Origin of the sequence: Radiobacillus sp. PE A8.2, from assembly GCF_045635475.1 — a bacterium.
Lineage (GTDB): Bacteria > Bacillota > Bacilli > Bacillales > Amphibacillaceae > JBJGXI01.
On the sequence record NZ_JBJGXI010000044.1, the window covers coordinates 17580 to 31254 of the forward strand.

16 protein-coding genes are annotated in these 13675 nt (G+C 38.3%); 7 read left to right on the top strand and 9 right to left on the bottom strand.

All coding sequences use genetic code 11. The annotated features are described in order from the left end of the window. Positions 1 to 92 precede the first annotated feature (92 nt). The 3 genes from ACI6MV_RS19370 to ACI6MV_RS19380 all read right to left on the bottom strand — a co-directional run bounded on the left by ACI6MV_RS19370 (position 93) and on the right by ACI6MV_RS19380 (position 1902). Positions 93 to 413: a thioredoxin family protein gene (locus ACI6MV_RS19370; protein WP_407271966.1), complete on the bottom strand. Its 321-nt coding sequence runs from the start codon at positions 411 to 413 to the stop codon at positions 93 to 95. A gap of 340 nt (positions 414 to 753) precedes the next feature. Next, positions 754 to 1569 carry a DUF368 domain-containing protein gene (locus ACI6MV_RS19375; RefSeq protein WP_407271967.1) on the bottom strand — a complete coding sequence of 272 codons (816 nt, stop codon included), beginning with the start codon at positions 1567 to 1569 and terminating at the stop codon, positions 754 to 756. A gap of 117 nt (positions 1570 to 1686) precedes the next feature. Continuing rightward, the gene (locus tag ACI6MV_RS19380) at positions 1687 to 1902 is read right to left on the bottom strand and encodes a hypothetical protein (protein WP_407271968.1); all 216 of its coding nucleotides are present in this window, start codon (positions 1900 to 1902) and stop codon (positions 1687 to 1689) included. A gap of 171 nt (positions 1903 to 2073) precedes the next feature. On the opposite strand from ACI6MV_RS19380, the gene ACI6MV_RS19385 reads away from it, so the two are divergent. Together ACI6MV_RS19385 and ACI6MV_RS19390 are read left to right on the top strand one after the other, a co-directional pair. Further along, a complete protein-coding gene (locus ACI6MV_RS19385) occupies positions 2074 to 2403 on the top strand; it encodes a PadR family transcriptional regulator (protein WP_407271969.1) in 330 nt (109 codons plus the stop codon). Between the two features lie 2 nt (positions 2404 to 2405). Then, the gene (locus ACI6MV_RS19390; RefSeq protein ID WP_407271970.1) at positions 2406 to 3074 is read left to right on the top strand and encodes a DUF1129 family protein; all 669 of its coding nucleotides are present in this window, start codon (positions 2406 to 2408) and stop codon (positions 3072 to 3074) included. A 63-nt stretch (positions 3075 to 3137) separates the two neighbouring features. On the opposite strand, the gene ACI6MV_RS19395 is transcribed toward ACI6MV_RS19390, so the two are convergent. Further along, positions 3138 to 4334, bottom strand: coding sequence for a CapA family protein (locus ACI6MV_RS19395; protein ID WP_407271971.1), 1197 nt, complete (start codon positions 4332 to 4334; stop codon positions 3138 to 3140). A 242-nt stretch (positions 4335 to 4576) separates the two neighbouring features. Here ACI6MV_RS19395 and ACI6MV_RS19400 point away from each other — a divergent pair, with 242 nt between their 5' ends. From ACI6MV_RS19400 to ACI6MV_RS19420, 5 genes are all read left to right on the top strand, one after another. After that, positions 4577 to 5386: a DUF2935 domain-containing protein gene (locus ACI6MV_RS19400; protein ID WP_407271972.1), complete on the top strand. Its 810-nt coding sequence runs from the start codon at positions 4577 to 4579 to the stop codon at positions 5384 to 5386. A 94-nt stretch (positions 5387 to 5480) separates the two neighbouring features. Beyond that, a complete protein-coding gene (locus ACI6MV_RS19405; RefSeq protein WP_407272001.1) occupies positions 5481 to 6026 on the top strand; it encodes an HD domain-containing protein in 546 nt (181 codons plus the stop codon). Positions 6027 to 6122: 96 nt separating this feature from the next. Continuing rightward, complete coding sequence (gene fabI, locus ACI6MV_RS19410; protein ID WP_407271973.1) at positions 6123 to 6902, top strand: enoyl-ACP reductase FabI; 780 nt, start codon at positions 6123 to 6125, stop codon at positions 6900 to 6902. A 26-nt stretch (positions 6903 to 6928) separates the two neighbouring features. Continuing rightward, entirely contained in the window at positions 6929 to 7435 is a 507-nt protein-coding gene (locus ACI6MV_RS19415; RefSeq protein WP_407271974.1) for a cupin domain-containing protein, read from the top strand. Positions 7436 to 7521: 86 nt separating this feature from the next. Continuing rightward, positions 7522 to 7671, top strand: a complete 150-nt coding sequence (locus ACI6MV_RS19420; protein ID WP_407271975.1) for a YfhE family protein — start codon at positions 7522 to 7524, stop codon at positions 7669 to 7671. A 346-nt stretch (positions 7672 to 8017) separates the two neighbouring features. Here ACI6MV_RS19420 and ACI6MV_RS19425 read toward each other — a convergent pair whose 3' ends face one another. The 5 genes from ACI6MV_RS19425 to ACI6MV_RS19445 all read right to left on the bottom strand — a co-directional run bounded on the left by ACI6MV_RS19425 (position 8018) and on the right by ACI6MV_RS19445 (position 13303). Next, positions 8018 to 8827 carry a ZIP family metal transporter gene (locus ACI6MV_RS19425; protein WP_407271976.1) on the bottom strand — a complete coding sequence of 270 codons (810 nt, stop codon included), beginning with the start codon at positions 8825 to 8827 and terminating at the stop codon, positions 8018 to 8020. Positions 8828 to 8974: 147 nt separating this feature from the next. Next, a complete protein-coding gene (locus ACI6MV_RS19430; RefSeq protein WP_407271977.1) occupies positions 8975 to 9250 on the bottom strand; it encodes a YkvA family protein in 276 nt (91 codons plus the stop codon). 120 nt (positions 9251 to 9370) lie between these two features. After that, positions 9371 to 11197 (bottom strand): translational GTPase TypA, encoded by a 1827-nt coding sequence (gene typA / locus ACI6MV_RS19435; protein WP_407271978.1) that lies wholly within the window; start codon positions 11195 to 11197, stop codon positions 9371 to 9373. Between the two features lie 82 nt (positions 11198 to 11279). Beyond that, a complete protein-coding gene (locus ACI6MV_RS19440; RefSeq protein WP_407271979.1) occupies positions 11280 to 12602 on the bottom strand; it encodes a sensor histidine kinase in 1323 nt (440 codons plus the stop codon). Continuing rightward, positions 12599 to 13303, bottom strand: coding sequence for a response regulator transcription factor (locus ACI6MV_RS19445; RefSeq protein ID WP_407271980.1), 705 nt, complete (start codon positions 13301 to 13303; stop codon positions 12599 to 12601). The genes ACI6MV_RS19440 and ACI6MV_RS19445 overlap by 4 nt, the downstream gene beginning before the upstream one ends. Positions 13304 to 13675: the final 372 nt, after the last annotated feature.

The window sequence follows — 13675 nt, forward strand, 5'->3', positions numbered from 1 at the left end:
ATTCCCCTCACGTGTGGTGCAATCGCCACCGACTGGAGCACCGAGAACCATGAAAAGCTCCCCTTTCCGTAAAAAGTAAGGGGAGCTTTTCATTAACCTAATTGTTGTTGTAAAAATTCGGTTACTTCCTCTGGTGATTTTGTAAAGGCGCTATGCTGGTGTGCTAGCTTTTCACCATTTTGGAAAATAAGTAAGCTAGGAATGCCCATTACTTCGTGTTCCTGCGCTAGTCCTTCAACTTCATCACTATTCACTTCATACCACTCATACTGATTGTATTCTTCAAGAATATCACCGATAAACATATCCATTCGTTTACAGTCTGGACACCAGTCTGCGAAAAACTTAACGATGACAGGTTTATCTGAACTAATTACTTCATAGAATTCTTCTTTTGTTTTTATAGCTTTCATGGTTGATAACCCCTTTCTTTAGTAACAAAAGCGCAAGCGCCCGTTTAGCGACGTATGGACTGGACTGAACCGCAGGACAAGACTATGCTTCGAAAGCTTTACCTCGCACGAAGAAAATAGCTCTTTATTTTCGAGGAGATAAAGGAAACACGATGAGCGAAAGCGAATCGATGTTGACTTATCGTACGGAGGTGGGTGTTGTCTCACTACAGCTTTAGCGCTGGAGCTGGACGTGGCCAGATAACTTAGTAAGATGTCCATAGGTTGTATAATATAATATTTGTTGATTGCAAAAAATGTATCATCGCCTTTGAGAAGAAGCAAGTATTCTGCTTTACCTCTACTCTTTGTATTCAATTCTACCTAACAGATAAGCCACAAGTAACCCACCCGCAAATGCAATGATACTATAGATGGTGGACGGTGTCGTCGTTGGCCACCCTGGAAAAATAACGGCAACCGATCCGATTACTAGCCCAATCACCAAAGCATACGTACTAGTAGGGAAGTTTGCCATAAAGTAATGAATAATTTTACTCATTATAACGATACCGATCACAAACCCTACTCCGAACACAGCAACGATATCCAATTGCAAATCATGAACAGCACCAAATACAGTCGTGTAAACACCCATCAAATATAATAAAAAGGAGCCGCTAATTCCAGGTAGGATCATGGCACTACTTGCAATAAACCCGGCAAGCAAGATAAAAAGATAATTTGAGATTGTTAAGTTCTGCATCGGTTCCGATTCAACGGTATGAAAAAAGGCCATAGAGCCTACAATGATTGCACCAATCACTAATAAAACGACATGTTGTGTTTTGAATGTATTTTTAGCATCAGATTTATTAAACAAAAATGGCAACACACCTATAATCAGCCCAAGAAATGCAAATTGAGTTGGACGTGGATGATGCTCAAATAACCATGTAACGACACCACTCAACAAATAAATTGATGCACCAACGCCGATTAGAAGTGGTGCCAAAAAGGCAAGATGTTTTTTCCATTCTTTACTGAGAAAACCGTTAATTGCTTCAATCAACCGGTCATAAATTCCTAATACTACCGCTATTGTTCCCCCACTTACACCTGGAACGACATCGCTCGCCCCCATTAAGATTCCCCGATAAATATTTCTCCATTCCATCTGATTAATCTCCTTCTAGAAAGGTTATGTACTATAGTTCAAAGCCTATCATACCAAATATAAACAGTTTTTTATATACAGTTAATGATAGTTAACATAATTTTTAACTATTTGCTATTACATCACAAGCAAACAAAAAGAGCCTTCATCATAGCCATGGTTTTGGTTGGATGAACGCTCCTTATGTTTAACTCGATACATTTTATCTTTTAATGTTTTCGTCTTTCTTGTTCTCATGTCGGCAAAGGTATATAAACCTCTATTCAATTCAGGATTATAATTCCCTTCTCTTTCCATTCTTTCACGATACTTTTTCGCTTTGCTTTTAGCCATTTTACACACTCCTTGTTTATACTACTTCTTAAAAACAAAGTACATGTTTATCATACCAGATTAGGCTTGCAGTTTGAATACAATAAGTGTATATTATAATCAAGCTATCTTGTTAAGCAAGTTAGCTTGATTTAAAACAGGTATATTGCATAACAAGATAGAGGTGGTTACATGTCTTCACGAAGTCAATTACTCAAGGGAATCTTAGAAGGATGCATTTTAGCAATCATCAATTCACAAACAACATACGGTTATGAGCTATCACTAAAGCTACAAGAAAATGGACTATCAAATGTAAGTGAAGGTTCCATTTATCCGATTCTGCTCAGGCTTCAAAAAGAGCAACTAATTATCGGAACGATGCAGAAATCAGAGACAGGTCCTAAACGTAAATACTACACACTTACTCCACAAGGGAAAGAGACGTTGCGAAATTTTGAAAAGCATTGGGAAAGCATCAAAAGTCCTGTAGATAACATCTTAAAACAAGGAGGGCAATAAGGATGAATGCGAAACAGCTAATTGCATTAAACAATCAAAAAAGAGAAATGTTGAATGAAAATAATCTTTCCTATTATGAGGAGATGCTTGTGTACTTAAGGTTATCGATTAACAAATCTGAACAACAGACAGAAGAATTATTAAATGAGCTTTTGGATCACTTATTGGATGCACAAACTCGTGGGAAATCAGCACAGGAAGTTTTCGGAGAAGATCCGAAAGCATATTGCAAAACCTTAGCAAACGAATTGCCTGCTGAGAAGACTAAAAATAATGTTACTTATTACAGCTATCTTATTTCTATGTTTTTAGGAGAAGTGGCATTAATTGTTGGGATCGTTAGTTTTTTCTTTGACACCCCCCCTACCGTTTCTATAGGTGGAGGAGCTTTACTATTAGTAGTAATTCTTAGTATGCTCTTTCTGTCTATTTTCGCTATATTTTCTTGGCTGCGGTGGATAAGCGGAAAACAGTTGAGTAAAATCAAAGAATTTTTTAGAGTATTTATACTTCTATTAGCTATTAATGGTATAGGTTTTGTTCTCGTTTCCTTCATCCCCGACTTTGGACGAGAGATTACCGTTACAACACCAGGACTGCTCATACCTGGAGCGATACTTTCGATATTTGCATTCATCATGAACAGGCGCTATAAAATCACCAAGGGCTAATAATTTTATTCTATTTCCATCCTTAAACATAAATAAAGCCCTGCACGGGAGGCAGGGCTTCTATCATTCACTTTCTATAAACGTTAGTTCTGGTACCAGCTGCGACATATGCTGCTTTATCTCTTCATAGTGCTCAGCAGCATTTGGTAGGTCTTCATCGGTTAGTTGGTACATTGGAAGCACTTGATAGTTACTCCAGTTTTGATACTTCACATACGTTGGCAAGAATTTTGGATCCTGTACCTCGACCGTTTTTTCTTCCCCAGTCGTTGTAACTTCTATATCAAATTGAACGACACCGCCAATTTGACGATAAAACTCATCCTGCGCAGAAATAAAATTACCTAATGAATAGGATACAAACGTTTTGTTGCCATTCTTACCTTCAACCCAGTCGACAGGCTGTAACACGTGTGGGTGATGGCCAATGACAGCTGTTACCCCATGGTCAGCCGCAAGCTGGACTAAATCAATTTGTTCTTGATTTGGCATACGCTGATACTCTGTTCCAAAGTGAAGGCTTAAAATGACAACATCAGATAATTTCTTGGCCGCTTCGATATCAGCGACTATTTTTTCTTGATCAATTAAATTAACTAAATAATCTTTCCCTTCAGGAACAGGAATTCCATTCGTACCATATGTGAAGCTTAGGAATGCTACGTCAATGCCTTCTTCGGTCTCCATCACGCGGATATTTTGCCGATCAAGATCGTCTTTGTATGCTCCTGTATACATCATATCTATCTTTTCCCAATGACTAATGGCATTTTGAACCGCTTGTTCTCCACGATCCAATGTATGGTTGTTAGCAATTGATACGACATCTACCCCAATTCCTTTTAGGGCATCTCCTACTTCATACGGACTATTAAACCTTGGATAAGTCGATAAACCAAGGTCTGTACCACCAATCATCGTTTCTTGATTAGCGATGGTGATCGTCGTATCGTCCAAAAATGGTTTAACATTTTCAAACATTGGCATAAAATCATAGCCTGATTCAGTTCTTGCATCTTCATAAACAGAGCTGTGCACTAGGATGTCTCCAACCGCTGCTATGCTAATTTCTTGTGTAACCGTTTCTGGTTCCTCTGGTTCTTCGGGTTCTTCTTCAACTACTGGTTCTTCTATCTCTTCTACATCAGTTGGCTGATTCTCTTGTTCGGTCGTTTCATTGTCTTTCTCTCCGTTACTGCATGCAACTAGCCACGTTAACAATAAGCAACTAAAGACTAGTACTATCAATCGTTTATACATCGTCATTACTCCCCTTAACTGCTGTATATTCTTCACCCATCTTACATCAAATGACAAAGTATGCCTAATTTTTTCATTATAAGTGCTTGTTCAACAACCTCTATTATTAGACGTAAAAGAATCATAATAGTTTCGTTACTATTGGTTTCTCCAATTTGTTTATACTCATGCTCGAAAAGGTTAATAAAATACAAATAACTAGAATAGACTGAATTGATTAAGTAACAAAGGGGCTGACAGAATTGAACGACTTCTTACGTAGTGCTTCTTTTGAACATCAATTTTGGTTGCAAATTTTAGGAGACCATTCTCGATTTATTCGTGATTCTTTATATCCAAAGGAAACAGAGGATATCGAACAAGCAAAAGTGTTTGTTAACCAATTTGATCAATTGCTTGCCCAAGCAAAATCAATCGACGACCATAATGCGATTGCTTTTACAAAAAAAGCAGAAGGTCTTACTGAAAAGTTAAAGGCTTTTAAGTTCTCAATCATGCGAAGGCAATTGACCGGAACAATTGGCATTCATTTATCACCTACGTTCGTTAATCATATGGTCAATGAATTAGAAGAATATGAGCTTGTCCTAGGTTATTTAAAACAAGGAGATGTTCCCCCAATCTTCCACGAACTTCATCATCACTTAATTTGGCTAGTCGATGCATCTGGTCATGCAGGTGCTATTAATGACCGTATGGATGGTGTGGAAAAAAGGCTAAAAATGAAGAGTAAAGATTTTACCAAGCAGTTCAACAACTTTTACTTAAAGGCAATTGAGTTAACTGGCTACCTTCGCTCGGACATTAAAGCATTCCCAGCTTTAGAAAGGTTTAATTCTGATGTTGAAATAGAAATGCACTTATTTCGAACGTTTCTACATGAATTAGAAGAAATGGAGCTCTCCGAAACCGTCTTGGGTACGTTCTCAGGATTAATGGCTGACCATATGCTTCGTGAGGAATGCTATTATTTAATCAAGCTTGCTCAATCAACGAATAAACCAGCACCAAACTGTGACCCAACCAAACCACGAATACCAGATGCGCAATGAGAGAAGGGAAACCTTCTCTTTTTATTTGCGCTGTTTTCGGGAAAACTATCTGCATATCCGCTATACTTGTGACGAGGTGATAAACGTGGAAAATATGAATAAAGCAATTGCGTATGCAACAAAAAAACATGATGGACAGCGGAGAAAAGCCGAGGATATCCCCTATATCTCACACCCTTACCGTGTCGCTATGCTATTATCACAACAACAATGTGAGGAAGAAGTCGTTATTACAGGGATCCTTCATGATGTAGTGGAAGATACTGATGGAACGTTAGCTGAAATAAGTGAACTTTTTGGAAAAACAGTTGCCGCACTTGTGGAATATGCGAGCGAACCGGATAAATCTCTTTCATGGGAAGAACGGAAAAAACACACGATAGAAACGATTAAAAATGCGCCAATTCAAGCAAAACTTGTCGTCTGTGCAGATAAGATTGATAACCTCTCATCAATTTCACAAACCTATGCGCAAATTGGCGATGACGTGTGGAAATCATTTAAACGAGATTACGACAGTCAAAAATGGTATTATACTTCAGTTTACAACAGCCTTATTCATGGTATAGATGAAGAGGAGCGTCCAGCCTTGTTTACTGTCTATCAAAAGCTATTAACACAATTTTTCGAGACTAAATAACATAGTCGTTCGGACAACATGTGGTATTTACGGTAAAAATCAGTTATAGTCTATGTTGTTCACATACATATTAATTAGATTTAAATGGAGGTTATTATGGAAGATATTCTGAAATTGAAGGATAAAGTATTCGTTGTAATGGGCGTCGCAAACGAGCGTAGTCTTGCTTGGGGAGTGGCTAGATCACTTTATCAAACAGGAGCTAAACTTATTTTCACATACAGAAAAGAACGTTCATTAAACAAGTTGACTAAATTACTCGATGAACATAGTTTACCTGCGGAATTAATTGTTGCATGTGATGTTACTAATGATGAAAGCATTAAGCAGGCATTTACTGAAATAGGTGAGAAAGCCGGCAAAATCGATGGTATCGTTCACTCTATTGCATTTGCTCATGGAGAAGATCTAAAAGGAGAATTTATCAACACTACAAGAAGTGGCTACGCGTTTGCTCAAGATACTAGCGCATATTCGTTAATAGCTGTTGCAAGAGAAGCGAAACCCTATTTATCTGATAGTGCTTCTATCGTGACGATGAGTGCATTGGGTGCAGAACGAGCGCTTGAAGGATACAAAGTAATGGGGATTGCGAAAGCAGCCTTAGAATCTTCTGTAAAATATCTGGCACTAGAATTAGGAAAAGATAACATCCGTGTTAATGCTATCTCAGCAGGTCCGATTCGTACACTTGCAGCAAAAGGCATTCCGTCGTTTAATCAAATGTTACATGAGATCGAGACCAAAGCACCACTAAAAGCTAATGTTACCCAGGAAGAGGTCGGTGACATGACGGTTGCAATGTTAAGCCCAATTTCACGTGCAGTGACTGGTGAGGTTGTTCATGTTGATTCAGGGTATCATATTATCGGATAAACATTTTGAAGTAAAGGAGGATATAAATGGTCTATCAAAAAGAACAGACCTTTTTATTTGAGGATGATGGGCAATTTCCAAACAACCCTAAACTTCCTTTGCTCCTATATCCTCAGGTGATGGATAATCCCGAAAAAGTCGAGAATTTACTCCACAGTCATAATTGGACAAACAGTTGGACCGGCGGTGTGTTCGATTTTCACCACTTTCATAGTAATACCCATGAAGTATTAGCTGTGTTACGAGGGAAGGCTGCGATTATTTTTGGTGGAAAATGTGGCTTGAAGTTACGCGTAGCTGCTGGGGATGTTGTAATAATACCCGCCGGTGTCAGCCATAAAAATGCTGGTTCGAGCGATGATTTTGCCGTGATGGGTGCTTATCCAAACGGATTCAATTACGACTTGAAAACTGGCAAACCAGAAGAACATGATGAAAATTTGAAACGAATTATAAATGTGCCTTTGCCAGATTATGATCCTATCTTCGGTACAGATGGTCCAATTTTAGATATTTGGCATGAAAAATATTAGCGACAATGTTTTAGTTTTCTTCCGTTCGGGTATCGCTTTATTATAGCCATTTTTCAACCAATCATAGGAGAAAGGATGGATATCATATGGCAAGAAAAGCACAATACCAACCAACTAAAAGAACAGGTATTCAATTATCTTCTGCCCAAGAGGTTCATTACAACAAAGAATTTAAACAGGCAGACATAGCTGGTGGCTATCGCAAACAGAGAATGAAAGAAATTGAATATTCTTAGAGGGCTTTCCACCCTCTTACGAAGCGAGCTTGAATTATTCAAGCTCGCTTTTTTGCATTCTATATTATAAAAATAAAGACTATTTTCATAAGTTTATTACTTTATAAACTGCAGAGTTGAAGTGAAATCCGACGTAACTTGGAGAGTGCTTGCACCGCTCCGGAAAGCGACTGCCTGGAGCGGAAATCACGAGCACTACGTTACGTCGGAGTTTAGCCATTTTGCACAACAACAACAACAACAACAACAACAACCTTTTATAAAACAACCAAAAAACACGTGAATTGCATATCAGCATTCACGTGTTAATAATATATTTCTATAAAACTCTCACAATGGAAAAGAATTATCCTAATGCAACGTCTAGAATCATCATGACAGCAAAGCCAATCATCAAACTCATGGTTGCAAGCTGCACATTTCCTTTTTCCTGTGATCCCGGTATAACTTCCTTTGCCACTACAAAAATCATTGCACCTGCTGCAAAGCTTAGTGCATATGGCAGTAATGGTTCAATAAATACAACAGCCAACGCACCTATAACGGCCGCCACTGGTTCCACCATTCCTGAAAACTGACCATAATAAAAGCTTTTTCTTCTCGACATTCCTTCTTTTCGCAATGGAAGAGACACTGCCGCCCCTTCAGGAACATTTTGAATACCAATACCAATCGCTAAAGCAATCGCACCTGAAAGTGTTGCAGAACTGAAATTCGCCGCTAAGGCACCGAATGCTACACCAATCGCAAGACCTTCTGGGATATTATGAAGTGTAATAGAAAAGACTAGCATCGCAGTACGATGTTTTGCCTTACGATCTTTAATGTCCTTAAAATATGAATTTTCATCGATAAATGGCAAGACTCGGTCGACAAGCATAAGGAAAATACCGCCTAACAAAAAACCGATTACTGCTGGGATATAACCAGGTATACCCTGTTCTTCTGCCATCGCAATTCCTGGCGCAAGCAAAGACCAAAAACTGGCTGCAATCATAACCCCACCAGCAAATGCTAACATACTATCAAATAATTTCTGGCTCGGCTGTTTCGAGAAAAATACTGCTGATGCCCCAACTGCTGTCGCCAGCCATGTAAATAAAGTAAATATAAACGCTTGAATAATTGGAGTAAGCTCCATAAACCATTGAACCAAAGCATATCTCCCCTTCGTTGAGCATGATCATTGATGCATATATTGCTCGTTTTAGCCTTAGACACTTTTGTTGGTCTAGGCAAAAACATTACTTCCTTAGTCTATGCCCACACTATTCGAAGTGTCAATGTTTTTGATAAATAATTTCTACTTAATGTCGTATTTTCGCTTTAATTCAGGTGGTGCGATTCGAACAATTCGTTGTAGGATAATGCTAATTACAGCAACATCGTCGACTATTCCTAAAGCGATTATTGGATCAGGAATAACATCAAACGGAAATATCGCATAACCAAACATCAGTGAAATAGCTAGCAGTTTATGGACAAATTTTACCTTTTTACTAACGAAAAACTCAGCGAAAAATGGTATCGATTTTTTTAGTTTAAAAATAAACTTTAACCTTTTCCACAAACGTATCAAATGAGCTTTCTCCTTTTTTAAAATTTTTATTACTATTTTGTTATAAGTTTGCATATATTATTTTAATGTATATAAAGAAAAACCAGTGAGATCGCTCCCTTCACTGGTTTTTCACGACTATTATACCGATTTTTTCTTTGATGCTTTTTCACGTTCGTTTTTATTTAAGATTTTCTTACGAAGGCGAATTGACTCCGGAGTTACTTCACAATACTCATCATCATTTAGATACTCGATCGCTTCTTCTAACGTAAGCTTACGTGTTTTACGAATTGTTGCTGTTTGGTCCTTATTAGAAGAACGCACGTTAGTTAATTGCTTTTCTTTTGTAATATTTACTGTTAGGTCGTTTTCACGGTTATGCTCTCCAACGATCATTCCAGCGTATACTTCTGTACCAGGATCAGCAAAGATAATACCACGATCTTCAAGTCCCATGATACCATATGTTGTTGCTTTGCCATGTTCCAAGGCAACAAGTACACCACGTTGTCTTCCACCAACTTGACCAGGTACAACCGGCTCGTATTTATCAAACGTGTGATTAATAATACCAAAGCCTCGTGTTTGTGTCATAAATTCAGTAGAATATCCAATCAACCCTCGTGATGGTACTTTAAATTCCATACGAACTTGCCCATTACCGTGGTTAATCATATCAAGCATTTCACCTTTACGTGAACCTAGCGATTCCATTACAGCACCAGTGTGCTCTTCCGGAACATCTACTTGTACACGCTCAACAGGCTCACAACGAACACCGTCAATTTCTTTAATGATAACTTGCGGTTTAGATAATTGAAGTTCATAGCCTTCGCGACGCATGTTTTCAACTAAGATAGAAAGGTGTAATTCACCACGACCTGATACAATCCAAGCATCCGGTGACTCAGTTGGATCTACACGTAAACTAACATCTGTTTCCAGCTGTGTTAACAAGCGCTCTTCAATTTTTCTTGAAGTAATGTATTTACCTTCTTTACCCGCAAAAGGACTATTGTTAACTACAAATGTCATTTGCAAGGTTGGCTCATCAATTCTAAGGATAGGTAGCGCTTCTTGATGGCTTACTGGACAAACCGTTTCACCAACGTTAATGTCTTCCATACCAGCTACTGCGATAATATCACCAGTACTCGCTTCTTCAATTTCAATTCGTTTTAAACCAATGAAACCGAATAGCTTGGTAACACGGAAATTTTTCACAGATCCATCTTTTTTCATTAATGAAACTTGCTGACCAACTTTAATTGAACCACGGAAAACACGTCCAATTCCTACACGTCCAAGATACTCGTTGTAATCTAACAACGTAACTTGAAATTGTAGTGGCTCCTCTGAATTATCGACTGGAGCTGGAACGTTTTCGATGATTGTCTGGAAAACAGCTTCCATTGATTCTTCCTGTTCTTCAGGCTCATTACCAGAAGTTCCGTTCAATGCAGAAGCATACACTACTGGGAATTCTAATTGATTATCATCAGCACCAAGTTCAATAAACAAATCGAGTACTTCATCAATTACGTAAGCAGGGCGAGCACTTGGACGATCGATTTTGTTTAGAACTACAACAGGATTCAATTTCTGCTCTAAAGCTTTCTTCAATACAAATCGCGTTTGAGGCATAACTCCCTCATATGCATCCACAACAAGTAGAACACCGTCTACCATTTTCATAATCCGTTCTACTTCACCGCCAAAGTCTGCGTGTCCTGGTGTATCCATAATATTTATGTGTGTATCTTTATAATTAATGGCTGTATTTTTAGCTAGGATCGTTATTCCGCGTTCTTTTTCCAGATCGTTCGAGTCCATTGCTCGTTCATCTACGTGTTCATTATCACGAAAAGTTCCTGAATAACGTAGTAGCTGATCAACCAAGGTTGTTTTACCATGGTCAACGTGAGCGATAATAGCAATGTTACGAATATCTTGTCTTAATTGCATAATATACATTCTCTCCTCTTTCAACCGAGTTCGGTTCCGAATCACAACTAGGCTATTATACCATAAACTTTGTAAACTACGACTAAAATTTAATTGTAAACATCGCACCACCAAGTGATGAGCGGTCTGCAAGGATACTTCCACCAGATCTTTCTACAATCGCACGAGCTATCGCTAACCCAAGTCCAGTCTCTCCTCCTTCACCTTTTACAAAGCGTTGAAACAATTGTGGCATCAACTCTTGTGCAATGCCTTTGCCGTCATCTTCTATCTGAATAAGGATTATTCCATACTCTTCTTTAACAGTAATGAGCACTTGATTCGATGCATGGCGGACCGCGTTGGTAACAATATTCATCGTCGCTTGTAATAGCTTTTGCTGATCAGCATATAGACTTAGATTTGGTGCTGCTCGATGGACTAGCTTAATATTTCTTTCATTTGCTAATGGTAAGGCACGGTCTACTGTTAGTTTAATTAATTCTTCCACATTTATTTGTTCTTCTTGATAAATATTTTCCTCACTATCTAATTTGGCCAAAAGAATCATTTCATTAATGATTTTTTTCAGGCGTCCAATTTCAGCTACAACTACCTCTAAGCCTCGTTCTGCTGCCTCTTTTTCAAACACTCCATCGCGAATACCTTCTGCATAACCTTGAATAGTCATTAACGGTGTTTTTAATTCATGACTGGCATTTTGAAAAAACTGTCGTTGTGAGCGAATATACCGTTGTAATTCTCTTGCCATTTCTAGAACACTCTGTTCTACCTCTTTAATTTCACCACTCGCTTTGATTTCCTCAATATCATCGAACTTTCGTTTTTCAATCTTCTTCAACTGTATCTTTAATCTTGTAAGTGGTGTTACTAATCGTTTCGTTAAATAATGGCTTAATAAAATCGCTGCAGCAATTCCAATTACAAAAATAATTAATAGTCTTGTTAAGAAGGTTTGTTGAACGGCCTGCAAATCCACCAAAGGTGTTACTAAAATCAACTGCATACCAGAGCTAAGCGCTGTTAATGGAAGCTTTGAGACAACATATTGCGCGTTCCCTGCTTTCCATAACGGCTGGCCGTCTTCACTAAAATCATAGGTTTCAGCCCATTGCTGAACCATTTCTACTGGTAAATTAGAATAATAGATTGCATTAATATCTTCATCGTAAATAAACATTTGGATATTTTGATTCTCAAACAGCTCATTAAGTCGTTGTACATTATAGAAGCTTCTTTCCGAATAAAGTAAATTGACTAGAATTTCACCATTTTCCTGCAGTTGCCTTTTTTCATCTTGAATTAATAAATCAAGTAGTAAGGAATAAATCGAGATCGCCGCAACCGACATAATCACAATTAATAGTGTTGTAAAAGCTGCTGTCAACTGATATTGAAGCTTCATTGTTCATCCTCATTACTAGAACGCATCCGGTAGCCGTAACCCCATACTGTTTCGATTGGCAGTCCGTCCATTTTTTTTCTTAATCGTTTAATTAAATCATCTACCGCACGATCACTTCCAAAATAATCATCTCCCCAGATCCGGGTTAACAATTGATCTCTTGAAAAAGCCCGATTTTCATTCTGCATAAAAATGCTTAAGATATCAAATTCTTTAGCAGTAATTTCAATTTCTTCTCCTTGCCAAAATACGCGTCGATCATTTAATTTCAGCTCTAGTCCGCCAAGTTCAATCTCGTCTGGTTCTTGATTAGGGTTATGCATATCTTGGGATGATGGCGCTGACCTTTTAAACAAGCGCTTGACTCGTGCAACTAATTCTCTAGGGCTGAATGGTTTTGTTAAATAGTCGTCACCGCCTAATTCAAGACCGAGTATTTTGTCGACTTCATCGTCTTTAGCGGATATAATTATGATGGGCACTTCACTTTCTTGTCTAATCTTTTTACATAATTCATAACCATCCATGCCAGGTAACATAATGTCCAAGATCCACATATCCGGGGGAGTGGTTTTTGCCAGATCCCAAGCACGTTCAGCCGTTTCTACCATGGTAACGTCATAGCCCTCCTTTTTCAAATAGGCTGCCACGATATCGCGGATGTTAGGGTCATCCTCTACCACTGTAATTTTATAATTCAATAACTCCGCCTCCCTTATCTAGCACTATTTTCGCACATCTTGAGAAAAGCGCAAGCAGTAATAAAAGCGCATGTGCCTTGATCATCTCCGACAAGCTTAAGACAAGCCTCGTCGTGGCGTTCTTTGCAACATATTGGATTGGAGGTAGGCGCCGGAGCTGGCCGTGATAAATCCAGACATATAAGTTCTCCACATACAACAGTAATGTACAGTTTCCTTGAACCTAGTACAAATGCACACGTACATTTATCTCTCTATATGTGTTAATTCCACACTTTTTACACATTTATACCAAAAACTTACCGAAACTTTTGTCTACAATAGGTAATGTAAGAAAGAAACTATACTTTGTAAGAAAGGCGTGATTTTCGA

Bases quoted from the DNA above. Each gene is read 5' to 3' on its own strand.
- ACI6MV_RS19380 (WP_407271968.1), bottom strand. From the start codon at position 1,902: ATGGCTAAAAGCAAAGCGAAAAAGTATCGTGAAAGAATGGAAAGAGAA.
- ACI6MV_RS19440 (WP_407271979.1), bottom strand. From the start codon at position 12,602: ATGAAGCTTCAATATCAGTTGACAGCAGCTTTTACAACACTATTAATT.
- ACI6MV_RS19385 (WP_407271969.1), top strand. From the start codon at position 2,074: ATGTCTTCACGAAGTCAATTACTCAAGGGAATCTTAGAAGGATGCATT.
- ACI6MV_RS19370 (WP_407271966.1), bottom strand. From the start codon at position 413: ATGAAAGCTATAAAAACAAAAGAAGAATTCTATGAAGTAATTAGTTCA.
- ACI6MV_RS19375 (WP_407271967.1), bottom strand. From the start codon at position 1,569: ATGGAATGGAGAAATATTTATCGGGGAATCTTAATGGGGGCGAGCGAT.
- typA (WP_407271978.1), bottom strand. From the start codon at position 11,197: ATGCAATTAAGACAAGATATTCGTAACATTGCTATTATCGCTCACGTT.
- fabI (WP_407271973.1), top strand. From the start codon at position 6,123: ATGGAAGATATTCTGAAATTGAAGGATAAAGTATTCGTTGTAATGGGC.
- ACI6MV_RS19405 (WP_407272001.1), top strand. From the start codon at position 5,481: ATGAATAAAGCAATTGCGTATGCAACAAAAAAACATGATGGACAGCGG.
- ACI6MV_RS19390 (WP_407271970.1), top strand. From the start codon at position 2,406: ATGAATGCGAAACAGCTAATTGCATTAAACAATCAAAAAAGAGAAATG.
- ACI6MV_RS19395 (WP_407271971.1), bottom strand. From the start codon at position 4,334: ATGTATAAACGATTGATAGTACTAGTCTTTAGTTGCTTATTGTTAACG.
- ACI6MV_RS19415 (WP_407271974.1), top strand. From the start codon at position 6,929: ATGGTCTATCAAAAAGAACAGACCTTTTTATTTGAGGATGATGGGCAA.
- ACI6MV_RS19420 (WP_407271975.1), top strand. From the start codon at position 7,522: ATGGCAAGAAAAGCACAATACCAACCAACTAAAAGAACAGGTATTCAA.